This is a genomic window from Natronobacterium texcoconense, assembly GCF_900104065.1.
GTDB lineage: Archaea > Halobacteriota > Halobacteria > Halobacteriales > Natrialbaceae > Natronobacterium > Natronobacterium texcoconense.
In genome coordinates this window covers 1050836-1072945 of the sequence record NZ_FNLC01000001.1, presented here as the reverse complement: position 1 = coordinate 1072945, position 22110 = coordinate 1050836, and the positions used below count along the sequence as shown (strand labels likewise).

The window sequence follows — 22110 nt, the reverse complement described above, 5'->3', positions numbered from 1 at the left end:
TCGTTAGCTTCGCAGACGGAACCCACGACCGTCGCCGAGGCCGCTGATACCGGCCCCGAACGCGTACGCGATCGACTGTGCACCCGACCCGATGCGAGCCATCAGCGGCCGCTCGGGTTCGAACTCCTCGACGACCACGTCGTCGGTCTCGAGTCGCTGCTCGAGTTCCTCCTCGATCTCCCGGCGCGTCCCGAGTTCGTCGACCAGTCCGAGTTCGTGTGCCGACTCGCCGAGGTAGATCCGGGCCTCGGTGTCTTTGACGAACTCCGCATCCAGGTCCCGGCCGTCACTGACACGCTCGACGAACGTCTCGTAGTAGTCGTCGATGACGCCCTGCAGGTACTCGCGTTCGTGGTCCTCGAGTTCCTTCAGGGGCGTCCCGGCGTCCTTGTACTCGCCGGCCGCGAACCGTTCGTAGGAGAGGCCAACCTTCTCGGCGAGGTCGCTCGCGTTGACTCGCGAGCCGATGACGCCGATCGAGCCGACGATCGATCCCTCGCGGGCCCAGAGTTCGTCACAGCCGCTTGCGATCCAGTAGCCACCGCTGGCGCAGGTATCCGTCGCGTAAGCGATCGTCGGCCCGTCGAACCGCTCGGCAGCCAGCCGGATGTCGTCGCTCGGGACGACCTCGCCGCCGGGCGTGTTCAGTTTCAGTAGCAACGCGTCGACGCTGTCGTCCGCGTCCGCACGATCGATCTGCTCGACCACGTCGTCGGCCGGCGTCGCGCGCGGCCCCGACGGAAGCGGGCCGCCCCCTCCATCGCGCGTGATCGGACCCGTGACGGCGACCTCGGCGACGTTGTAGCCGGGAAACAGCGAGCTAGCGACGTTGCCCGCGATCTTGATGCCGACGAGTACGACGACGAGCGCCAGCAGGACACCCAGCAGGTCCGTGAGGGTGTCCGGATAGAACACGAACAGGCCGACCCCGACGACGGCAAACAGCGCCGTCGTCACCACGACGATCAGGAGTTGGAAAACACCGTCTTTACTGACCACAGCTGTCACCTCTGTGCATAGCGGCAGTTCCGAGCGCTGCTCCGTTAACCTTGCCGTCGCTACCGGCCTATCCGTACGTCGCTCGAAAACCGCCCGTCGTCCGCACGTCCCCGACGAAGCCGGTACGTTCGACTCCGGAGTCGTGACTCGAGACCGAGAGTGTCGGTCCCCGGTCGAAAAACGAACGTGGGACGAATCGAACTGACGACCCTAGAGTAGACCCGTCTTCTGGAGCTTCATCAGGTCCTCGGTGTCGAGGGTTTCGCCTTCCTTGAACTTCTGATAGATCTCCTCGGCCTCTTCTTTGGCCTCTTCTTTCTTCTTGTCGCGTTCGGTCTTGCGCTCTTCTTCTTCCTGCTTGTCCAGTTCGCGCAGACGCTTCTGGACGCGGACGAAGTCCTCGTGATGACGGTCGGCCGCTTCCTGGGCCTCGACGAACTTCTCGTGCATCTCGTCGGCCTCGTCACGGATGTCGTCGGCCTCGCGGTAGGCCTCGATCATCTGGTTGTGATGTTCCTGGGCCTTGTCCGCCAGTTCCGTCACCTTCTGGTGGTGCTGGGAGGCTTCCGAGCGAACTTCCTCAGCTTCCTCGACGAGTTCTTCGAGATCCTCGTTCTGCTCGAGTTTCCCCTTGCGCTCCTCGTACTCCTCGCGCTTGTTCTCGATTTTCTCGATGAGCTCCTGCTCTTCCTCGCTCGAGAGGACCTCGGTCTGCTGTTTGAACTCGAGCTGTTCGATCTCCTCCTCGAGTTCCTCTAAGTCCTTGCCCTCGTCGAGCTCCATGTCCGACTTGAGCTGTTCGACCTTGTCGAACAGCTCGTTGGCTTCGGCGTTGAGCTCGTTGCGTTTGTCCTTGTGCTCCTGGACCTGTTCGTTGAGCTCGTCGCGCTTTTCGCGGTGCTCCTGGGCTTCGTCGACTTTCTCGCGGGTCTTCGCGTTGAGATCGTCGCGGTTGGAGGCCCGTTCGGAGGCCATCTGGTTGAGCTCGTTTCGCCGGTCTCGGAGCTGTCCGGCCTTCTTGATGAGCTCGCCTTTCGATTTGTTTTCTAGGTCGTCCTCTGTCAGTTCGATGTTCTGCGATTCGTCTACCATGTTATTCAAACCTCTGTGCCATACCCGCACCGGGAAGGCGGCCGAAGACGGCCGTACAAAGCGTACGCTGACGATCTGCGAAACCTCGGTGAATAAGATTCCCTGTCATCGATCGTCGAGCTATACGCGCCCCGGTGGCGTTCTGGTACCGGTAACTACTGGCGCATGTAATTTAAATGTACCGGTCCCTGGGTCCCCGAAAACCGTTAGCAGGGGCCTCGTCCGGTCGTGTTGGTGTCTCACAGGGGTGGTAGACCACCTATAAACGATACTGGTTCGTGAGGGTCCGCTCACCCGCTACAACGGTAAGTTCGACGACATCAGCGTCTGTGGGAACAGTCAGGCTCCCGGCGTCGCTCGCCTCGACGGCATCGGCGAGGATCGTCTCCTGGCCGCTTTCCTCGCCGGCCTCCCACTCGACCGTCGTCTCGAGTGCCTCCGTCGTGTCGTTACAGACCGTAATTCCGATCGTTCGGCCGGGCGCGGGCGGCTCCTCGAGAACGGCCTGGACGGGTTCGAGCGAATCCGCTACTGCCCGGTACGCCGGCTTCGGTTCGCCCTCAACCGTCGTCACGCCCATCCCGCCACCCTGCGCGGCGTCCCGGATCGGCGCGGTGGCGAAGACGCCACACCCTTCCCGACGCAGCGTCTCGATGCCTGTCTTCAGCGTTCGTGCCTGATAGGCCTGGGACGCCTCGGGATCCGTCTCCCGGCGACCGAGCGCGTCCTCGTTCAGGCCGGGGACGTCGGCTGGATCCACGTCGGTCGCGAGCGACCCTGCATCGAGCGCGCCGACGACTTCGGAAAGCGAGGGGTAGGTCTCGAGCAGCCAGGGGAGATCCGTCGCCTCGAGGTACTCCCACCCCGGCGAGAGGTGGGCCGCGTCGGGATCGGTGCCGACCGGACCGGTGATCGGAACGACAGGCGTGTCCTCGGGGAACGCTTCGGCTATCTCCTCGGCTGGCCCGCGGTCGATCGACGTCCGCCACGCGCGATACCGGACGGCGAGTCGTCCGGTAAAGCCGCTCCCGACCGGCTTCGAGAACGGTCTCGCCGGTTCGTCCTGGACGCCGTAGAGTGCGATGCTCGGATGGGGGGCGTACTCCTCGGCGAGCGCCGTCGCAAACTCCCGCCCGCGTTCTATCTCCTCGCTCGCTCTCGTCGCGAACTCGGGGCCGCTCGCGGGGAGATCCTGCCAGACGAGCAGCCCTGCCTCGTCACAGGCCGCGTGGAACGTCGGATCCGGAACGTGTGCGCGTGCGCGAACCAGCGTTGCGTTCGCCTCGAGCGCGCGCTCGACGTCTTCGATCGGATCGCCGCCAGGGAGCCGGGTGAATCCGCGGGCGAGAACTCGCGTCCCGTTAACGACCAGTCCGTCAGAATCGCGTTCGACTCGTCGGAATCCGACGGTTCGTTCGACGGCGTCGTCGCCGAGTTTCGCCCGGACACTGTACCGGTGCTGGTGGCCGTACCCGCGGGGCCACCACAGCGACGGCTCGCGGAGGTCGATCGTCCGCGTGACGGTCGTCCGCTCGCCCGCCTCGGCCGTGACGGGGATCCGTTCCATCGTCGCGCCGCCGCCACGTTCCTCCGGCCGGACCGTGAGCGTGATCGAATCGTCGATCGCAGTTCCCGCATCGACTTCGAGGGTGACGTCGAGGGTGCCGTAGGTCGTCCCCTCTTCGTTCTCCCACAGGCGTGGTCGCGCCTCGAGTCGTCGGATGAACGTCTGTGGACGCGAGTCGACGTCGACGCCCCACCTGATACCGGGCGTCTCGAGCGACGACGGAACCGCGTCGGTGCCACGAACGCCGGTAAACGCGTTCGGCGATTCGCGGACGACGAGCAACTCGCTGGTCGGATCCGGATCGAACGGAAACCGGATCGGCACGAAAGCCGGATCCGACTCGCCTCGCTTTTCGCCGTCGAGCCAGACCGTCGTCCGCCCGTAGCCGCCACGGACCTCGAGCCACGCGCGTTCGTCGTCGCTCGTTCGTGGATCGTCGATCGTCGTCCGGTACGCGACCGACCCCTCGTCGCCGTCCTCGACTGCCAGTCGTCCGTCAGAAATCGGTTGCCAGGACTCGACCCCTGGCGGGCCGTCGCCCCCGCGGTCAGTCACCCGCCCGCCGGTCCACTCGTCTGTCATTGCTGTCGACACTGTACGCGATGTAAAAAGGTGTTCCGACCGCTAAAATAGCCCTTCGATGCGGTCGTCGATCAGGCCGTCCTCGGGATCGCTTCGATCCTCGTCGCTGGACTGTTTCGCGTTCCAGGCTTCCTCTATTAACTCGTCGATGCGGTCCGGCCGGTCGACGTCGCCGAGCAGGACCAGAGCTCCGAGCTGGTCGCTCTCGAGCGGGAAGTCCCCGCCGCGAACTTTCCGGCTACCGATCTCGTCACCGAGCCAGCTTCGAGCCTTCTCGACGCCCTTACGCGAGATGACGTCGGGTTTGCCGGCGGCGACGAGCAACGCGGAGTCGCTGCTGGTCGCGTCCGGGAGGCTCGTCCCCGTGAGCAACGCCTGCCGGGAGACGGTCATCACCGTCCGGATGTTCTCGTCGCTGTCTTCACTCGCGGGCGCGCTCGCGTATCCGAGTGCCGCGATTCCGCCCGACTGGAGCGTGTTGATTACTTCGCTCGAGTCGACGACGCTCGCGCCGACGCCCTCGATAGCCTCGCCGGAGGCGAGCAACAGGCCGACCCGCTGGGCGATGTTGCCGTTGATCGTGTCGTAAGCGCCTTCGACGCTCTCGCCTTGCTGGTGCCAGGCGTCGTTGTCGATCAGCAAGGTCGCGTCGGCCGCGTCGACGAGCGTCTTCAACGCGTTGCCGGCGTTTATCCGGTAGAGTCTGCTCTCGTTGCGGCCGGGAACGACTCCGAGCGCGTAGACCGGAATGTCGTAGATACTCTGGAGGGCGTCGACGAGAACGGGTGCACCACCGCTGCCGGTCCCGCCACCGAGTCCGGCGATCACGAAGATCGATTCGGCATCGGACGTAATTCGTCCCTCGAGTTCGTCTAACACCTGCTGGGTGTTCGATTCCATGAGTTCGCCACCGAGGTCGCGGTCACCGCCGACGCCGTGTCCGTTGACCTGATCTGCACCGATCAGCTGGGTGTCAACGAACTCGATCGACTGGAGGTCTGAGGTTGCGGAGTTGATAGCCAGGGCACCACGAACGGCCTCGAATCCCATCTCAGCATCGAACTGAGCGAGGCGTTCGGTTATCTTCCCACCGGCCTGACCGACTCCGATCAGGGCAGCCTTCATACACCCCTTATGGACGAACGGTATGTTGAACGTTCCGGTGAGAGATTACTGTCACTATCAGTGATAGGTCTCGGCAATGGCAATGCACTTGTGATCGACGGCTGTCTGTTCCGGTATGTTCCACGAACAGCGGACCGGCGTCCCCGATTCGCCCGAGGACCTCCGCGAGGAGTATCGAGCGGAACTCGCCACGATCGTCGACGACTACGGGCTCGAGACCGCCGTCGAGGAGACGACTCTCGAGCGATCGGAACTCGAGACGCTCTCTGACGGCGATATGCCCGATATCTCGCTCGAGGAGGCGGCCGAGATCCTCTCGCTCGAGGAGGGAATTCGCGATCCGGAGACGGTCGTGACGATGGCCTGTGAACACCTGTTGATGGGGATGTCGACGGCCGTCCTCGACGTCGATTCCGTCGAGGGTGAACTCGAGATCGAGATGGACGCAAAGGAGGTCCAGCAGAAGATAGAGCGGCGAGCGACGATGTCTTTCGAGGAGTACGTCCACCTCCAGTACGTGATCGCGGGCAATATCCCCTAGACGACGGTATCGACCCACTCCGCTGTGACGAACTTGTATCGACAGCCTTCACAGAGCGGGATCTCCACCACCTCGTCCGTCGACAGGTGGACGTGGTACCGTCGGGCCGGGACGTTTGCCCTGCAGTTTGCACACGTCTCGAGCATACCTCGTTTCAGGTTCGGTATCGACGTTCATAGCCGTTTAGTCGCGATTCGTGAGTGTCGGCGCGTCGTATACGCTTTCGGTGGTCCGTAGCAGTGAACCTATGTGGCTCCCACCGTGAGTTCGGGTATGCACGTCACTATTTTGGGCTGTGGTTACGTCGGTCTCGAACTGGGCCGCCAGCTTACCGCACGCGGCCACGACGTCGTCGGCGTTCGCCGCTCCGACGCGGGGATCGACGCGATCGAAGCGGCCGGGTTCGACGCCGTCCGCGCCGACGTCACCGACCCCGAGAGCCTCGAGTCCGTTCCGGACGTCGACGCGGTCGTCTTCGCGGCGAGCAGCGGCGGACGTGACGCCGAAGCCGCTCGCGAAGTCTACGCCGAGGGGCTTCGGACCGCGATCGAAACCTTCGGCGAACGCGAAAATACGCCTGATCGACTCGTCTACACTTCCTCGACGGGCGTCTACGGCGACCACGACGGCGACTGGGTCGACGAGCAGACCCAGCTCGAGCCAGCTACCGAGAAGACCGAGGTGCTCGTCGACGCCGAACGGCTCGCTCTCGAACTCCCATCCGAGTACGGGTTCGACGGCACCGTCGCACGGTTCGCCGGGCTCTACGGGCCCGATCGGTACCGTCTCGAGCGCTACCTCGAGGGACCCGTTACCGAGGGCTACCTGAACATGATCCACCGCGACGACGCTGCAGGCACGGTTCGATACCTGCTCGAAGAAGACCGCGCGCGTGGGGAGGTCGTCCTGACCGTCGACGACGAACCTGTCGAGAAGTGGGCGTTCGCGGACTGGCTCGCCGACGAGTGTGACTCTCCGCGCCCCGAAAAGCAGACGGTGGCCGAGCGACTCGAGGCCGACGACCTCTCGCCGACTGCTCGCCAGCGAATCCTGGTGAACAAGCGCTGTTCGAACGAGAAACTACGGGAGCTAGGATACGAGTTCGCCCATCCGACGTTCCGGGACGGATATCGCGACGCGATCGACGCCTATTCCGACGGTCGATAGCGCCAGTGAGTTGTCGCTGCGATTACCTACGACCATAGCCACTCAAGAATATTTCAACATCGATGGATGGAAATATTTGCATCAGTGACGAAAATCAGCGGAAAATTCTTTATGGTCCGATTTGAGTGTCCGGTATGAGCTATCACGACGCCTCGACTACCGCGTTCGTCGAGGCGGACGTGCTTGCCGTCGACACGCTGGTCGACTCGTTGCAGGCACTCGATCCGCTGTTGCTCTCGTTGCTGGTACTCGTCGTCGTCGGCTTCGTTCTCGGCGGCTGGTGGGCCGTTCGCTGGTTCCGCCGGCCGGCAGGCGTTCGACTCCAGCACGTACTCGACGACTACGACGAGATTGCAGTGTTGATGCACCCCAATCCGGATCCCGACGCGATGGCGTGTGCGATGGGCGTCGCGGCGATCGCGGAGTTCGTCGACACCGACGCAACCCTGCAGTTCCCCGGCGAAATCCGCCACCAGGAGAACCGGGCGTTCCGTACCGTCCTCGATCTCGATCTCGAGAACGTCGAGTCCAGTTCGGAACTGGCCGCGGACGCGGTCGTTCTGGTCGACCACAACACGCCGCGTGGGTTCACCGGCGCACAGAACGTCGAACCCGTCGCGGTGGTCGACCACCATCCGGGCAACGGAACCGGGACGCGATTCACCGACGTCCGGACGGACTACGGCGCGGCCTCGACGATCTTCGTGGAGTATCTCAAGGAGATGGGCGCGGTCGCGCTCGAGGACGACGAGGAACTCGAGGAGAACGAACTCGAACTCACTGCCGAACTCGCGACCGGCCTCCTCTACGGTATCCAGTCGGACACCAACCACCTGACCAACGGCTGTTCGCGGGCCGAGTTCGACGCCGCAGCCTACCTCTTCGACAAGATCGACGAAGACCTGCTCGATCGGATTGCCAACCCGCAAGTCAGCGACGACGTGTTACAGATCAAGGCAACTGCGATCACCGAGAAGCGCATCGACGGCCCGTTCGCAGTCTGTGACGTCGGCAACATCTCGAACGTCGACGCCATCCCGCAGGCGGCAGACGAACTCATGCACCTCGAGGGGGTGACGGCTGTCGTCGTCTACGGCGAGAACGACGGAACGCTTCACCTATCGGGTCGGTCACGGGACGATCGGGTCCACATGGGAGAGACGCTTCGACACGCCGTCAGTGACATTCCGATGGCGAACGCGGGCGGCCACGCCCGGATGGGCGGTGGGCAGGTATCGGTCGATCACATGGAGGGGCTCGGACCGTCCGACGGGATCGGTAAAGAGGAGTTCGAGGACCGGCTCTTTTCGTCGATGGCTGGCGAACGCTCGTAAGCGGGAACAGGTACCGTCCGGTCTATCGGGCGAGTTGCGATACTGCTTGTCAGGAGGTCACCGGATTTCTTTCCACTCCTGCTTGCAATCCGGACAGACCCGGACCGTCTTGATCGAGTCCGGATCGTTCTCGGTTTGCAGTGGCTTGTCACACTCTCCACAGACGAGCCGATCGTAGGTGTCTTTGTCGAGTTCGTCGTCGCGGAGTGCCTTCCGGACTGATTTCATGGTTCAACGTTACGAAGGTAGGGAAGAAAAAGACCGGGGCTTCACCAGTACACGTTGCAGTAGCTCGTCCCTAACACCGGATGATTCTGTCCGCGTCAGGGGGCCGACAGGAGACAGTCTCACCGCCGTCCGTATCGCCGGAGTCGTGGCCGTTTTATCGGTTCGGCCGAACACACGACTGATGGAATACGTACAGGAGCGGATCGCGACGCTCCACCAATTCGGTGCCGTCGACGATCCTCCCGGCGACGCGAGCGAGGAGCCAGCGGAGGGTGTACCCGTCGGTGCCGACCTCGTTCCCGAAACCGCGATCGTCGTCCCTATGACCGACCGCGAACTCGGCAATCCCGCCGCCGAACGCGTCCTCTCCGAACTCGAGGCGCTCGATCCCGCTCCTGCCGCCGTCTTCGTTCCCGTTCGCTGCCCGTCGGAGCGTATCGAGCCGTTTCGCGAGTGGCTCGAGTCCTTTTCGCTCCCGATCCGTCCGCTCTGGTGTAACGCACCTGCGGTCGAACGCACCCTCGAGGCGGCCGGACTCGCGAACGGGGCCGGCAAGGGACGGGACGTCTGGCTCGCGCTCGGGCCCGCGGCCGACGCCGGGAAGTACGTCGTCGTCCACGACGCCGACGCGCGAAGCTACGAGGCCGACCACGTCCACCGGCTGCTCGCGCCGCTCGCGATGGAGTTCTCGTTCTCGAAGGGCTACTACGCGCGCGTCGAAGACGGTCGCCTCTACGGGCGGCTCTTCCGGCTGTTCTACCGGCCGCTGATCCGGGCGCTCGCGGACGCTCACGACGCGCCGATCCTCGACTACCTCTCGTCGTTCCGGTACGCGCTGGCCGGCGAGTTCGCGATGACGTCCACGCTGGCCCGACGACTCCGGACGCCGCCCGCGTGGGGACTCGAGGTCGGGACGCTCGGTGCCGCGTTCGACCACGCCGGCTTCGAGGGGACTGCACAGGTCGACCTCGGTCTGCACGTCCACGACCACCGCGCGGTCGCCGGCGAAAGCGGCCTCGAGGGGATGAGCCGCGAGGTCGCAACGGCACTATTGGGCGTCCTCGAGGAGGGTGGCGTCGATCCTGCCTACGAGACGTTGCCCGAACGGTATCGGGCTGCCGGACGGCGACTGACCCAGCAGTACCGGGCCGACGCGCAGTTCAACGGGCTCGAGTACGACCTCGCGAGCGAGCAAGAACAGGTCGACCGGTACGGGGAGTCGATCGCACCACCGGGACCCGACCGGCGGCTGCCACGCTGGACGGACGCGCCCGTCGATCCGGACGCCGTACTCGAGGCGACCCAGCCGTGGGTCGACGCGGGACTCGAGACGAGCGCTAGCGCACAAGACTAATCCGATAACCGCCCGTGTTGCCGCGTATGGACGCGACCGCCGACGAACTTGCTGGCGTGGTCGACCTGTTCGGTGGGTTGACCCGAGCGGAACTCGATCGTGCGCTCTCGGAAGCCGCGTTCCGGGCGGACGGCGGGTCTGTCGACGGGGCGGCGCTGGAGGCGGCCATCGACGACGCGATCGCATCGTTTTCCCTCGTACAGTACGACGGCTGGGACGGTGACGACGAACTTCTCGTTGCCGGGCCGACGGCGTTCCCGACCGTTCCGGACGACGCCGAGGACGTTCCTCACATCCTCGAGATCGAGCGGCGACGACTCGATCGAGCGGCACTCGGCGAGTCGGTTCGCGACCGGTTCGTCGCCGACCTCGAGAGCGCCGTCGAATCGAACGACGACGACCGAATCAGAGAACTAATAGACCTCAGCTACGACGTCGAATCCTGGGCACCGATCGATCTCGCGGCCGAACGGAGTCGGCTGGAAGCGACACTCGAGTAATCTATGCCACGGACGACACTGACCCTCGATCCGATCGCCGCCCACGAACCCCGCGAGATCGACGATCAGGAACACGACGCGGCCGTCCTCGCGCCGATCGTCGACCGCGACGGCGAACAGCACCTCCTGTTTACCCGGCGGGCGGATCATCTCGGGGAACATCCCGGCCAGATGAGTTTCCCCGGCGGCGGGGCCGAACCGGTCGACGAGACGATCCTCGAGACGGCTCTCCGCGAGGCAAACGAGGAGATCGGACTCGAGCCGGCCGAGGCCGAGGTCGTCGGCCGACTCGACGACATCCGGACGGTCACGGAGTACGCCGTGACTCCCTTCGTCGCCCGGGTTCCCGACCGCGAGTACGAACGCGACGACAGCGAGGTCGCCGAGATCGTCCTGCTCCCGCTATCGGGGATTCTCGACCCTGCAAACTACGAGTACGAGCGCCGCGATCACCCCTACTACGGCGACATCGTCATCCACTACTTCCACGTCGACGGCTACACCGTCTGGGGGGCCACCGGCCGCATTCTGGTCCAGTTGCTCGAGCTCGCGACGGAGTTCGAGCCGCCGGAACGGGTCGGCCGATCGGAGTGACCGGCCGTGCCGCCGTCGGAGGGTTTCTTCGATGCATCCGTCCGAGAGTATAAGTCACTTCGACCGCCAGAAGTAGGTATGACGCTGCTTGCCGAACAGACGACGAGCGAGGCCGCAGACGTACTCGAGGCGGCCGACGTCGCGGTGCTCCCGACCGGTAGTACCGAACAGCACGGCCCCGCACTGGCTCTGGGAATGGACCACCTGGCAGCCGAGGCGTTCGCCCGGACAGCGGTCGACCGCGAGGGCGGTGATGCCGTCGTCCTCCCGACGGTTCCCGTCGGCGTCAGCGAACATCACCGCCAGTTCGACGGAACGCTGTACGTCTCCGACCGGACCTTCGAACGCTACGTCACGGAGACGCTCTCGAGCCTCGCCGAACACGGCGTCCGTAAGGCCGTCGTCGTCAACGGCCACGGCGGGAACAGCGCCGCGCTGGGACGCGCCGCACGGACGCTGCGGAACGAGCGGACGGCCTTTGCCCCGCCGTGGAACTGGTGGGACGCCGTCGACGACCTCGCCGACGACCTGTTCGACGAGGAAGGCGGCCACGCCGACGCGATGGAGTCCAGCCTGCTGTGGCACCTCCACGAGGAACTCGTCGACCCCGACGAACTCGAGGCCGCCGAGGACGGCGCCAGCGAGAGCTGGGGGAAGTCCGTCAACGGAGCGAACATCGGGTTCGACACGATCGACTTCTCTGAGAGCGGCGCGGTCGGACGGCCGACGCAAGCGGATCCCGACGCGGGCCGGGAACTGTTCGAGACGGGCCGCGATCGACTCTCCGCGCTGATCGACTGGCTCGCCGAGCGACCGCTCGAGGACTGCTGGCCGCGTGATCACAAATGAGCGGCGACTCGGAACCCGAACTCGCCGTCGGTGCCGACGCCTTCACCGACGAGTCGGTCGACCTCGAGGTCGCTGTCGTCGGCGCTGGCGCGGTCGGCGCGACCGCTGCGTACGACCTCGCTCGTGCGGGTGCGGACGTGACGCTATACGACCGCGACGGCATCGCAAGCGGCGCGAGCGGCCGTGCGGCGGGTGTTTGCTACGACGCCTACGCCGACCGGCTGGACGCCGAAATCGCGAGCGACGCGATCGAGCGGTTCCGTGCGCTCTCGGGCGACGAAACCTTCCCGTTCGTCGAGTGCCCGTACGTCTGGCTCGCCCAGGACGGCGACGAAGAACGCGCCGACCTCGTCCGCGAGCAGGTCACTCGGATGCAGGAAAACGGCGTCGTCGCCCTCGAGATGGACGCCGACGCGCTGGCCGACCGGTTCGACGGGCTCCGAACCGACGACGTCGCAGTCGCCGGCATCGCGGGTGCGGCGGGCTACACCGACCCGGCGAAGTACACGGCTGCGCTCGCGGCAGCGGCCAACGGTGCTGGAGCCGACCTCGAGCCCGAGAACCCCGTCGAAGCTCGGACAGATCCGCCACGCGTCGTCCCCGAAAACGGCGAGGCCCGCGAGGTCGACGCCGTCCTCGTCACTGCGGGCGCTCATACGAAGCAGGTGCTCGCCGACGCGGGCGTACCGATCCCGATGAAGCCCTACCGCGTCCAGGCGCTCGTCGCGAACTGTGATCTCGCGGAGCCGACCTGCTTCGACGCAACCGCTGGATTCTACGTCCGTCCCCACCCGGAAGGGATCCTGGCCGGTGACGGCACCGAACTCTGGGAGGCCGATCCTGACGAGTACGACCGCGAGGCAAACGACGGGTTCGCCGAGGACCTGCTCGAGCGCGTCCGGCATCGGCTCCCCGAGGCAGAGCCAGAACTCGAGCGCGCCTGGGCCGGCCTCTGTACGTCGACACCCGACGGGGACCCGCTGGTCGGCGAGATCGAAGACGGACTGTACGTCGCGACCGGGTTCCAGGGTCACGGGTTCATGCGCGCGCCGGCGATCGGCGAGCGGATCGCGACGGAGATTCTCGGGGGCGACGGGATCGACGCCTTCGATCCGACGCGGTTCGACGGCGACGAGGAGTTCGAGGTGACAGAAGGGATGCAGATTGGCGATAGAGAGTGATCACGCGGCCTCGTCGGGCCCACGACTGGCCATACGGACTACGGTAAATTATTGCCGGCATAACCGCCGGACGGGTCGCGGTTGTGCGTAAACAGTTACTGCAATCCGTCTCAATCGTCGCCTGCAGGAACGTCCGTTTTCTGTTCGTCGTGTAATTCCGTCGCTGGTGATTCGATTTCGTCAGCGGAGGGATCTTTCGGGATTTCGACGTTCAGCGTCCCCGTCTCGGTGATCGTCGCCGTCCCCGCATCGGGATCGACGATCGCGTCGGACGGGAGTTCAGCCTCGCCGCCGAGGGTCATCCCGCGGCCCGGAAACCGCATCTCGTAGCGGTCACGAAACTGGCGGAAGCGGTCGATCTGGATTCTGACGTTCCCCTCGAGGTATCGCACCTGGACGTCGTCGGGTTCTGCGCCGGGTGCGTCGAAGACGACGAGATACGAGGTTTCGTCCTCGAGAATGTCGACGGGGAGCGACCGATGGCTCTGTATTCGGCTGTTCGCGCGTCCGATTCCACGATAGATCGTCTTGCCGATCGACTTGCCGACGCCTTTCAGGTTCACGGCGTCTCACCTCCGACTGCGTCCGGCGTACCCGTCGGGTTCGAGTCGGAGACCGGAGTCGGAGACGACCACAGAGAAACGGCTGGAGTGGCGGCGAGATCGGTAGCGAAGCGGTGACAGTACACCCTGGTCATAACCGGATTGGACCGTACGACGTCACCGTTGTTATCGATTGTGATCCAGTAGCCGAACGAGAAAATATTGTCATACGTTCTGAATATTAGAGTTCGACCGGCTCCAGACACTCCGTTCCGCCACAGACGGGACAGGAGAGTTCGGAGACGTCGAACTCGTCCGGGACGTCGTACGTGTAGTGGTTCTCGAACATATCGAGAAAGCAGTCCTCCGCGGTACACACGATCTCTTCCGTCGGTGGCATACGGTTGCGTAACCGAGTCCCGAACTAATCAACATTTGGCTCTCGTGTCGACTCTCCCGCGTGTAGTCACCGTTTTACCACTCGAGACGCTATCGGTCGGTATGACTGACCCCGAACAGCTGTCGGTGACCATCGTCGACGGCTACGTCGACGAGCCCGCACACTTCGGGGTGCCGCCGTACATCTCGACGTACCCGCGATACACCGCGGGAGCACTCGTCGACGCGGGGGTTCCCCGCGAGCAGATCACCTATCACACGATCGACGGCCTGCGCGACGAAACCAACCGCTGGCGCGACGTCGACGAGGCCGATCTGCTGATCTACCTGGGTGGGATGACCGTCCCCGGGAAGTACGTCGGCGGCACGCCTGCCGAACCCGACGAGGTCCGAAAGCTTGCCTGGACGGCAAGCGGCACGAGCCTGATGGGAGGCCCCGTCAAGTTCGGCGTCGGCGAGGAAAACGCCGGCGCGACCGAAACGGAACGCCAGGACCTGGACTTCGACTTCGTCGCCAAAGGCGACGTCGAGGCCGCCGTCCACGACCTCGTCGAGAGCGGTCTCGAGGGCTTTAACAACCGGATGCGCGATATCGACGAGGTCTCGCGGTGGGCCCAGGACGGCGCGTTCGTCGTCGAGCAACACCCCAACCATCCCGACTACCTGATCGCCGAACTCGAGACCTCGCGTGGCTGTGCATACCGGTGTTCGTTCTGTACGGAACCGCTGTACGGCAATCCAGACTTCCGGCCCGCCCCCACTGTGGTCGGCGAGGTCGACGCACTCTCCGATTACGGCGTGAAACACTTCCGGCTCGGCCGCCAGGCCGACATCCTCGCCTACGGCGGCGACGGCGAAGCGCCGAACCCGGACGCGCTGCGACAGCTCTACAGCGGGATTCGCGAGGTCGCACCCGACCTCGAGACGCTCCACCTCGACAACATGAACCCCATCACGATCGTCGAGTGGCCCGAAAAGTCCCGCGAGGGGATCCGGATCATCGCCGAGCACAACACCCCCGGCGACACGGCCGCGTTCGGTCTCGAGTCTGCCGACCCCGTGGTCCAGGAGGAGAACAACCTCAACGTCACCGCCGAAGAGTGTTTCGAGGCGGTCAAAATCGTCAACGAAGAGGCTGGTTGGCGTCCCGGTGAAGACCGCGAGGACGCACCTACCTTCGGCGACGACGCGCCACGCCGACTTCCCAAACTGCTTCCCGGCATCAACCTCCTGCACGGCCTGAAGGGTGAACGGGAGGAGACCTACGAGCTCAACCGCGAGTTCCTCCAGCGGGTCTACGACGAGGGGTACATGCTCCGGCGGGTCAACATCCGCCAGGTGATGTCGTTCGACGGCACCGAGATGTCCGAGACGGGCGCGCAAATCGCGAAAGAGCACAAGAAGCTGTTCAAACGTTACAAACGGCAGGTCCGCGAGGAGATCGACAACCCGATGCTCGAGCGGGTCGCCCCGCCCGGAACCGTCCTCCCTGACGTCCACCTCGAGTACCATCAGGATGGGAAGACGTTCGGCCGGCAACTCGGTACGTACCCGCTTCTCGTGGGGATTCCGGGTGAACGCGAACTCGGCAAGACGATCGACGTGGCGGTCGTCGACCACGGCTACCGCTCGGTCACCGGCGTTCCGTACCCGCTCGACGTCAACCAGGCGTCGATGGACGAACTCACCGCGATTCCAGGCGTCGGCGACCGGACTGCGGGCGACATCGTCGTCAATCGGCCGTACGATTCCATCACGGATGCGAGTCCGGGGATCGAGGCCGAGACGGAGGCCGGAGTCGACCTCTCACAGTTCGTGACGGCCGGGGCTGTCGAACGGGCCGACGGCGACTGATACCGAGCGTCATTGGTTGCCGTAACCACTGGTTTCACGCCGACTCGAGCGCCGGTCACTGCCGTTCAGCCGGATTCGGAGACAGTCGGTCGGTAGTTCTATTATGCAGGCGGCGTAGAGAGAGTGATGAGGGTCTACCTGTGGAGATATCTGAAAAACTCCTGTGTCTGTTCAGTACCGAAGTATCGGCAGAGGAGGACCGATACGTCATCGAAGTACCACGCCAGGAAGTGGAGACCGGCGACATCGATCCGGAGGAAGTGTACCGCGTCGCACTCATCTCGCGCGACGAGGCAACTGACACCGACGGGGAGTCAGCCTCGACACAGCCACAGAGTGCGCCATCGGAACCACAGCCACCGGTCGACGTCGGCGAAACGCGTTACGTCGAGATCGAAGACATCGGCAAACAGGGCGATGGAATTGCCCGCGTCGAACGCGGCTACGTCATCATCGTTCCCGGTGCCGACGTCGGCGACCGTGTCAAGATCGAAGTCACCGAAGTCAAGTCGAACTTTGCGGTCGGCGAGATCATCGAGGAAACGTTCTAACGGCTTCCACGTTCGGTTCGTGAAGCCAGCCAATCGCTCTCCTCGAGTGTCGCAGTACTCGAGGACCGAAATCTACGCGTAGCGACCGCCGAACCGATTCTTCGGTCGCATTTCTCCGGCCGACCGATCGTCAGGCTGGAATCGTCTCTCGGAACCGGTCTGGATCGTCGTGGAAACAGTCGCCGACGACGATCGCGTCCGCGCCGGCTTTCAGGATCTCCGTTGCCTTCTCGCGACTATCGATCCCGCCGCCGTACAGGAGCGTCGTCTCCGAGAGGTACGTCGAGGCGGCCTCGACGTCCGCCGGCCCGCCGTACGTTCCCGAGTACTCGACGTAGAAGACGGGGAAGCCGTAGAACGACTCGGTTGCAAGCGCCGCGCCTGCGACTTGCTCCGGCGTGTACTGCGTCTCGACTCCGGAGACGTCCGCGGCCGCGGAGTCGAGGTGCTGAACGACGTACCCCTCGCCGATCAACTTTTCCGTGAGCTTCGAGACCGCCTTCTCGCCTTTCGATGCGACGAGGCTACCGACGACCGGTAGACTCGAGCCGAGCAGTTCCTCCGGTTTCTTCCCGACCTCGGTGAAGAGGTCGACGTGCTTGCCGACGAAGTGTTCTCGATCGCCGTTGTAGACCGCAGGAACGGAGACGTAGTCGACGGCCTCGATGGTATCCCTCGAGACGTGATCGGAACTGTACGGCTCCTGCCAGACCGGGAGGCTGGGAAAGGACTCGGTGATCGCACTGACCGCTTCCAGCGTGTTCTCGGCCGTCACGCCGTCCGATCCGCCGACGATGATCAGATCGGTTCCGTCGAGAACCTCGAGGTCGTCCGGGAGTGATTTCGCTGGATCGACCTTCGTAACGTGTGTGATCCGGCTCCAGTCGACGTTCATGGCGGCCGTTCGTATCCCGTTGTGAATTTTGTATCGGTTTCACAGGATGGAGGCCACCGCCGATCGGGTTCGGTATCAGGGGTGATACCATCCGACATTTTCCTCGAGAGTGACGTCGATTCGTTTTTCTCGAGGAGCGACCGGACTCAAATCGAAACGGCGATTCGACCTCGTGAAATCGTGTTCGACCGGCGAATTTTGGAGGTGTAATCTAGAGAACGGATAAATCGATTAGGTTCGGTTCTAAAATTTCTAGCGGATTCTAAGGCCGTTTCATCTGTTCGTAAAACGAGGTGAAACGTGGCGCAAAAACGTATATTCGTGAAAATAGGTGAATCACGTCTAATGATATGTCCTTTATATGGGGTCGGAGGTGCAAGGGAGAAGTGAGAGGTAAACCATGCCGTTGATCTCAGACACGGACACTCACACCGGGCCTGCCGTACGACGCGTCGCCTCCGTCGTGAGCGAGTCCGTCGTCTTCCCGATTCGTGCGATCGCCTTCTGGACGACGATTCTGCTTCCAGTATGCGCACTCGTGATGCTGGCGGTAGGCGTCGCGTCGGTCACACTGCCGACCGCGATCGGTTTCCTCGCCGTGTACAGTGCGTGTGCAATCGCCGGTCACAACCACACCCCCCAGTAATCATGAGTACGAGCGCAACCCCCACGACTCCGCAGCAATCGTCGAAGGCACAGCGATTGATCGAGTACTTCAAAGAGGAACTCGAGCGTCAGTCGGGTGATCTCTACGTCAAAGGCAAATTCATCGCCGACGACGTCGATCTCTCTCCGAAAGAGATCGGCGCGTTGATGGTCCAGCTTCAGGACTCGGCCGACGAACTGGAGATCGAGAAGTGGTCGTACACGTCCGCGACCACCTGGCGCGTCGCGAAAGACACCTGACCGTCGCCATGCTCACTCCCGAAGAGCGGTCTCGAGCCGCCGATCGAGCAGCTAGACAGGTAGCTGCGACGCTCGAGTCGCAATCGACGCGAGACGAGTCCGACGACACAACGCGGTAGTTTTCAGACGGATTCGGGTAACCAGCCGCCGTCGACTTCGACGTTTTCACCGCTTACGTATTCGGTATCGGGATCGAGGAAGAAGTACAGCGGCTGGATCAGGTCTTCGTATCGCGCGGGCCGGTCCTGCGGGAGTTCGTCGGGGAACTCGTCGGAGTTTTCGACCACGTACGGCGAGATGGCGTTGACGGTAATGGCGTCGTCCTGCGTGTCGGCCGCGAGCATCCGCGTGAACATCAGGACGCCGGCTTTCGCGGCGAAGTAGGGGAAGTTCTTCGGACTCACCAGCCCTTTCTCCGACGAAGCGTAGCCGACGTTGACGATCCGTCCGTAGCCGTTCTCTCGCATCGCCGGCAACGCCCGTCTCGAGCAGAGGTAGGTTCCGTCGAGATTCGTCTCGAAGACGCGTTTCCAGTCCTCGAACGCGAGGTCTGCCCAGTGAGTCGGCGCGAAGTCGCCGACGTTGTTGACGAGCACGTCGACGGTACCGAGTTCCGACTCGATCGCGCCGAAAACTCCTTCGACGCTTTCGGGATCAGTCACGTCACCCTGGACCGTCATCACGTTCTCCGCCCCACGCTCGGACGCTTCGTCGGCAACTTCGCGAGCGGCATCGGCACTCGTGTGGTAGTGAACGGCCGTCTTCGCCCCACAGTCGGCCGTCGCCAGCAGGAGTTCGCGGCCGACGCCTCTCGCACTCCCCGTGACGAGGACGGTCTGACTCGAGAGATCGGGTTCGTCCATGTCCGGGTAGTCGACTACGGGGTGGAAAAGTCGCCCGGAAGATTACAGTAGCACGAGGTTTTACGTCGCCGCGCTGTATTACTGGAGGCATGACAGTAGCACTGGAAACGATACTCCTCGCCGTCGGTCCCGGCGATACAGACCGTATCGACGAACTCAGCGACGCCGTCCTCGAGGTCGCCGAACCAGCCAACGCGACCGTCGTCCTCGGGCACGTCTTCACGGACAGCGAGTACGACGAAGTGCTCGACCGACTCGAGTTCGACGAGACTGGCGAAGCGGTCGAACCGGACGTCGTCGCCGGCCGCCACTCGACGATCAGGGACCTCCAGTCGCCGCTCGAAGAGCACGATATCGACTACGAAATTCGCGGCATGGTCGGCGATCACGGACCGTCGATCATCGATCTCGCGGAGGAGGTCGACGCAGACCGCGTCCTCGTGGGCGGGCGTCGGCGGTCGCCGACCGGAAAGGCAGTGTTCGGATCGACGGCACAGGAAGTCCTGCTGTCCTCGCCGTGTCCGGTGACGTTCGTCCGCGGCAGCGACTGAGACGGACCGCTGTAACGATTTATCGATGCGACCGCATACGGGACGCGGTCGCGCCGGAAACGACTTACAGCGGCCCGTCTGATAGCCGGCTATTCGGCCGCTACTTCGCGTTCCTCGAGTTTGAACTTCTGGACCTTCCCGGTCGTCGTTCGCGGCAGTTCCTCGACGAACTCGACCTCACGGGGGTGTTTGTACTCGGCGAGATTCTCGAGACAGTACTCTTTGATCTCCTCGGGCGAAACGTCGGCCTCTGGCGTCGGGACGACGTACGCTTTGACGGTTTCGCCGCGCCGTTCGTCTTCGATTCCGACGACGGCAGCGTCGGCGACGGCGTCGTGTTCGAAGAGCAGTTCCTCGACCTCTCGAGGGTAGACGTTGTAGCCGCCAGTGACGATCACGTGTTTCTCGCGGTCGACGACGTAGAAGAAGCCGTCCTCGTCGTGGTAGCCGACGTCGCCGGTGTGGAACCATCGGGTGCCGTCCGCTTCGGTGAACGCCTCCTCGTTGGCCTCGGGGAGTCTGTAGTAGCCGTTCATCACGTTCGGTCCGGAGACGACGATTTCGCCGGTGATCCCGTCGAGATCGGCCTCGTCTTCATCGATGGGGCCACTCTCGACCGCCGTCACCTCCTCGAAGTTTTCGTCGACGACCTTCGAGTCGACGCCCGGAACCGTCTTGCCGATGCTACCGACGCGTCGTCCGTCGATGGGACTGTTGAAGTGGGTGATGGGGCTGGTTTCGGTCAGGCCGTACCCCTCGTAGATCTCGACGTCGTACAGGTCCTCGAACGTCCGGAGGACTTCGGTCGGAATTCCCGAGCCACCGACGCCACAGAGTCGAAGCGAGGAGAGGTCGAACGACTCGGCGTCGGGCTGGTTGATGACGTCGTTGTACATCGCCGGGACGCCGTGCATGATCGTCAGTTCCTCGTCTTCGATGATCGAGACGGCGTTCTGGGCGTCCCACTCGGGCACCGCGTAGTAGGTGCCGCCGTTGAACAGCGTCGCGTTCATCACCACCGTCATCCCGTAGATGTGAAAGAGCGGGAGGACGCCGAGCTGTTTGTCGTCGGGGCGAATTCCGTCGGGGATGAGTTCGCTCGCCGCCGTCGCGTTCGACGTGAGGTTCTCGTGCGTTAGCTGGACGCCTTTCGGCTGGCCCGTCGTCCCGCTGGTGTAGGGCTGGACCGCGACGTCGTCGTCCGCTCGATCCGTAATTTCGGGATCCGCGTGAACGAGAAACTCCTCGAACGGCGTCGCGCCGTCGGCATCGCCACCGACGCTGACGACGTGTTCGACGTCGGTGTCGTCCCGAACCTCCTCGACGAACGGGACGAGGTCGGCGAGCGTGACGACGACCTTCGCCTCGCTATCCGCGAGGAGATGGCCGATCTCGCGAGCCTTGTACTGTGGATTCATCGGGACGACGACCCCACCGGCCCGGAGCGTCCCGTGGAACGCGATGGGGAACGGCGGGACGTTCGGCAGATAGATTGCAACCCGATCGTCCTCCCCGAGTCCGTGCTCCTCGAGTGCGGCGGCGAACGCACCGCTCTGTGCCCAGAACTCTTCGTAACTCGTCTCCTCGCCCTGGAAGCCGATCGCAGCGTTGTTCCCGTGAGACTCGACCGTCTCCGCGATGTTGGTGACGATGTTCGTCATGCTCCATGCGATGGCCCCACACGAGCCACGAAAAGTGTTTACATCGTTCACAATCCGCTCCGTTGGCGCTATCGGAGTTAACGACCCACGGACGATCCGTGATCGCCGAACGGCAACTCGAGGGTATTTAAGACGACCGTCCCTAGATACTCGTCAATGTACGACGACGTTCTCATTCCGACGGACGGCAGCGACGATACGCGTCGCTCGATCGAACACGGTCTGGCACTCGCAGCGCAGTTCGACGCGACGGTTCACGCGCTGTCGGTCGTCCCGGAGGGGCCGCTTGGCACCCTCGAGAACGAGACGGCGACGCCGGCGGCCCAGCGAGCGGCCGACCACGTCGCGTTCGAAGCCCGGCAGCGAGGCGTCGACGTCGTCACGGCGGTCGAACAGGGCGTTCCACACGAGGTGATCCTCGAGTACACCGACGAGCACGGGATCGACGCGATCGTGATGGGGACGCAGGGACGAACCGGCATCGACCGCGTCCTGGTCGGGAGCGTCACGGAACGGATCGTTCGCATGGCCGAGGTTCCCATCGTGACGGTCCGACTGGCCGACGAGATTCGGATCGACGACGAGGACGAGGCCGAACGCCTCGCTCGCGACGCCCTCGAGGAACGGGGAGACGATCGGGGAGTTCCGCTCGCGGGCGACGTCCACCGAATCAGCGGCACCTGGGTGGTTCCACTCGAGACTGAGGATGGCCCAGTCGACGCCCGCATCGACGGCGTCACGGGAGCGGTCTCGTTCGGGCCCGTCGACGAATAAT

25 protein-coding genes are annotated in these 22110 nt (G+C 63.9%); 14 read left to right on the top strand and 11 right to left on the bottom strand.

Going from position 1 to position 22110, the window contains the following annotated elements; translation table 11 throughout:
• Window positions 1-3: 3 nt before the first annotated feature.
• From sppA to BLR35_RS05430, 4 genes are all read right to left on the bottom strand, one after another.
• Window positions 4-999, bottom strand: a complete 996-nt coding sequence (gene sppA / locus BLR35_RS05445; protein WP_090378488.1) for a signal peptide peptidase SppA — start codon at window positions 997-999, stop codon at window positions 4-6.
• A gap of 210 nt (window positions 1000-1209) precedes the next feature.
• Window positions 1210-2091 carry a coiled-coil protein gene (locus BLR35_RS05440; protein ID WP_090378485.1) on the bottom strand — a complete coding sequence of 294 codons (882 nt, stop codon included), beginning with the start codon at window positions 2089-2091 and terminating at the stop codon, window positions 1210-1212.
• Between the two features lie 259 nt (window positions 2092-2350).
• Window positions 2351-4240 (bottom strand): glycoside hydrolase family 2 protein, encoded by a 1890-nt coding sequence (locus BLR35_RS05435; protein ID WP_090378482.1) that lies wholly within the window; start codon window positions 4238-4240, stop codon window positions 2351-2353.
• 42 nt (window positions 4241-4282) lie between these two features.
• Complete coding sequence (locus BLR35_RS05430; RefSeq protein WP_090378479.1) at window positions 4283-5365, bottom strand: tubulin/FtsZ family protein; 1083 nt, start codon at window positions 5363-5365, stop codon at window positions 4283-4285.
• A 115-nt stretch (window positions 5366-5480) separates the two neighbouring features.
• On the opposite strand from BLR35_RS05430, the gene BLR35_RS05425 reads away from it, so the two are divergent.
• The gene (locus BLR35_RS05425; RefSeq protein WP_090378476.1) at window positions 5481-5906 is read left to right on the top strand and encodes a DUF5791 family protein; all 426 of its coding nucleotides are present in this window, start codon (window positions 5481-5483) and stop codon (window positions 5904-5906) included.
• Here the strand turns inward: BLR35_RS05425 and BLR35_RS20560 are convergent.
• On the bottom strand, window positions 5903-6052 hold the full coding sequence (locus BLR35_RS20560) for a hypothetical protein (RefSeq protein WP_170830968.1): 150 nt from the start codon (window positions 6050-6052) through the stop codon (window positions 5903-5905). The two genes, BLR35_RS05425 and BLR35_RS20560, sit on opposite strands and share 4 nt — an antisense overlap.
• Window positions 6053-6179: 127 nt before the next feature.
• Between BLR35_RS20560 and BLR35_RS05420 the strand changes: the two genes are divergently transcribed.
• Window positions 6180-7073 carry an SDR family oxidoreductase gene (locus BLR35_RS05420; RefSeq protein ID WP_090378473.1) on the top strand — a complete coding sequence of 298 codons (894 nt, stop codon included), beginning with the start codon at window positions 6180-6182 and terminating at the stop codon, window positions 7071-7073.
• Between the two features lie 134 nt (window positions 7074-7207).
• Window positions 7208-8407 (top strand): DHH family phosphoesterase, encoded by a 1200-nt coding sequence (locus BLR35_RS05415; RefSeq protein WP_090378470.1) that lies wholly within the window; start codon window positions 7208-7210, stop codon window positions 8405-8407.
• Between the two features lie 57 nt (window positions 8408-8464).
• On the opposite strand, the gene BLR35_RS20555 is transcribed toward BLR35_RS05415, so the two are convergent.
• A complete protein-coding gene (locus BLR35_RS20555; RefSeq protein WP_170830967.1) occupies window positions 8465-8635 on the bottom strand; it encodes an HVO_0758 family zinc finger protein in 171 nt (56 codons plus the stop codon).
• A gap of 181 nt (window positions 8636-8816) precedes the next feature.
• Between BLR35_RS20555 and BLR35_RS05410 the strand changes: the two genes are divergently transcribed.
• From BLR35_RS05410 to BLR35_RS05390, 5 genes are all read left to right on the top strand, one after another.
• Complete coding sequence (locus BLR35_RS05410; protein ID WP_090378468.1) at window positions 8817-9989, top strand: glycosyltransferase family protein; 1173 nt, start codon at window positions 8817-8819, stop codon at window positions 9987-9989.
• Between the two features lie 26 nt (window positions 9990-10015).
• On the top strand, window positions 10016-10489 hold the full coding sequence (locus BLR35_RS05405; RefSeq protein ID WP_090378464.1) for a DUF7109 family protein: 474 nt from the start codon (window positions 10016-10018) through the stop codon (window positions 10487-10489).
• 3 nt (window positions 10490-10492) lie between these two features.
• Complete coding sequence (locus BLR35_RS05400) at window positions 10493-11083, top strand: NUDIX hydrolase (protein WP_090378461.1); 591 nt, start codon at window positions 10493-10495, stop codon at window positions 11081-11083.
• A gap of 78 nt (window positions 11084-11161) precedes the next feature.
• Window positions 11162-11932 carry a creatininase family protein gene (locus tag BLR35_RS05395; RefSeq protein WP_090378458.1) on the top strand — a complete coding sequence of 257 codons (771 nt, stop codon included), beginning with the start codon at window positions 11162-11164 and terminating at the stop codon, window positions 11930-11932.
• Window positions 11929-13113: an NAD(P)/FAD-dependent oxidoreductase gene (locus tag BLR35_RS05390; RefSeq protein ID WP_090378455.1), complete on the top strand. Its 1185-nt coding sequence runs from the start codon at window positions 11929-11931 to the stop codon at window positions 13111-13113. Before BLR35_RS05395 ends, BLR35_RS05390 begins: the two co-directional genes overlap by 4 nt.
• Before the next feature lie 110 nt (window positions 13114-13223).
• On the opposite strand, the gene BLR35_RS05385 is transcribed toward BLR35_RS05390, so the two are convergent.
• On the bottom strand, window positions 13224-13676 hold the full coding sequence (locus BLR35_RS05385) for an Hsp20/alpha crystallin family protein (protein ID WP_090378452.1): 453 nt from the start codon (window positions 13674-13676) through the stop codon (window positions 13224-13226).
• 220 nt (window positions 13677-13896) lie between these two features.
• Complete coding sequence (locus BLR35_RS20550; protein ID WP_170830966.1) at window positions 13897-14055, bottom strand: DUF7559 family protein; 159 nt, start codon at window positions 14053-14055, stop codon at window positions 13897-13899.
• A gap of 101 nt (window positions 14056-14156) precedes the next feature.
• Between BLR35_RS20550 and BLR35_RS05380 the strand changes: the two genes are divergently transcribed.
• Both BLR35_RS05380 and BLR35_RS05375 read left to right on the top strand, forming a co-directional pair.
• On the top strand, window positions 14157-15908 hold the full coding sequence (locus BLR35_RS05380; RefSeq protein ID WP_090378449.1) for a radical SAM protein: 1752 nt from the start codon (window positions 14157-14159) through the stop codon (window positions 15906-15908).
• 140 nt (window positions 15909-16048) lie between these two features.
• Window positions 16049-16459 carry a TRAM domain-containing protein gene (locus tag BLR35_RS05375; RefSeq protein WP_090378446.1) on the top strand — a complete coding sequence of 137 codons (411 nt, stop codon included), beginning with the start codon at window positions 16049-16051 and terminating at the stop codon, window positions 16457-16459.
• 130 nt (window positions 16460-16589) lie between these two features.
• On the opposite strand, the gene BLR35_RS05370 is transcribed toward BLR35_RS05375, so the two are convergent.
• Entirely contained in the window at window positions 16590-17354 is a 765-nt protein-coding gene (locus tag BLR35_RS05370; protein WP_090378442.1) for a geranylgeranylglyceryl/heptaprenylglyceryl phosphate synthase, read from the bottom strand.
• Between the two features lie 400 nt (window positions 17355-17754).
• Between BLR35_RS05370 and BLR35_RS05365 the strand changes: the two genes are divergently transcribed.
• Together BLR35_RS05365 and BLR35_RS05360 are read left to right on the top strand one after the other, a co-directional pair.
• Window positions 17755-18000 (top strand): DUF8028 family protein, encoded by a 246-nt coding sequence (locus BLR35_RS05365; RefSeq protein ID WP_090378439.1) that lies wholly within the window; start codon window positions 17755-17757, stop codon window positions 17998-18000.
• Window positions 18001-18002: 2 nt separating this feature from the next.
• Window positions 18003-18260, top strand: a complete 258-nt coding sequence (locus BLR35_RS05360; protein WP_090378436.1) for a DUF7123 family protein — start codon at window positions 18003-18005, stop codon at window positions 18258-18260.
• A gap of 122 nt (window positions 18261-18382) precedes the next feature.
• Here the strand turns inward: BLR35_RS05360 and BLR35_RS05355 are convergent, their stop codons facing one another.
• On the bottom strand, window positions 18383-19123 hold the full coding sequence (locus BLR35_RS05355) for an SDR family NAD(P)-dependent oxidoreductase (protein ID WP_090378434.1): 741 nt from the start codon (window positions 19121-19123) through the stop codon (window positions 18383-18385).
• A gap of 89 nt (window positions 19124-19212) precedes the next feature.
• Between BLR35_RS05355 and BLR35_RS05350 the strand changes: the two genes are divergently transcribed.
• Window positions 19213-19674 carry a universal stress protein gene (locus BLR35_RS05350; RefSeq protein ID WP_090378431.1) on the top strand — a complete coding sequence of 154 codons (462 nt, stop codon included), beginning with the start codon at window positions 19213-19215 and terminating at the stop codon, window positions 19672-19674.
• Window positions 19675-19763: 89 nt separating this feature from the next.
• Here BLR35_RS05350 and BLR35_RS05345 read toward each other — a convergent pair whose 3' ends face one another.
• Window positions 19764-21335 (bottom strand): long-chain-fatty-acid--CoA ligase, encoded by a 1572-nt coding sequence (locus tag BLR35_RS05345; protein WP_090378428.1) that lies wholly within the window; start codon window positions 21333-21335, stop codon window positions 19764-19766.
• Between the two features lie 156 nt (window positions 21336-21491).
• Between BLR35_RS05345 and BLR35_RS05340 the strand changes: the two genes are divergently transcribed.
• The gene (locus BLR35_RS05340; RefSeq protein WP_090378425.1) at window positions 21492-22109 is read left to right on the top strand and encodes a universal stress protein; all 618 of its coding nucleotides are present in this window, start codon (window positions 21492-21494) and stop codon (window positions 22107-22109) included.
• The last annotated feature ends 1 nt before the right edge of the window (window position 22110 follow it).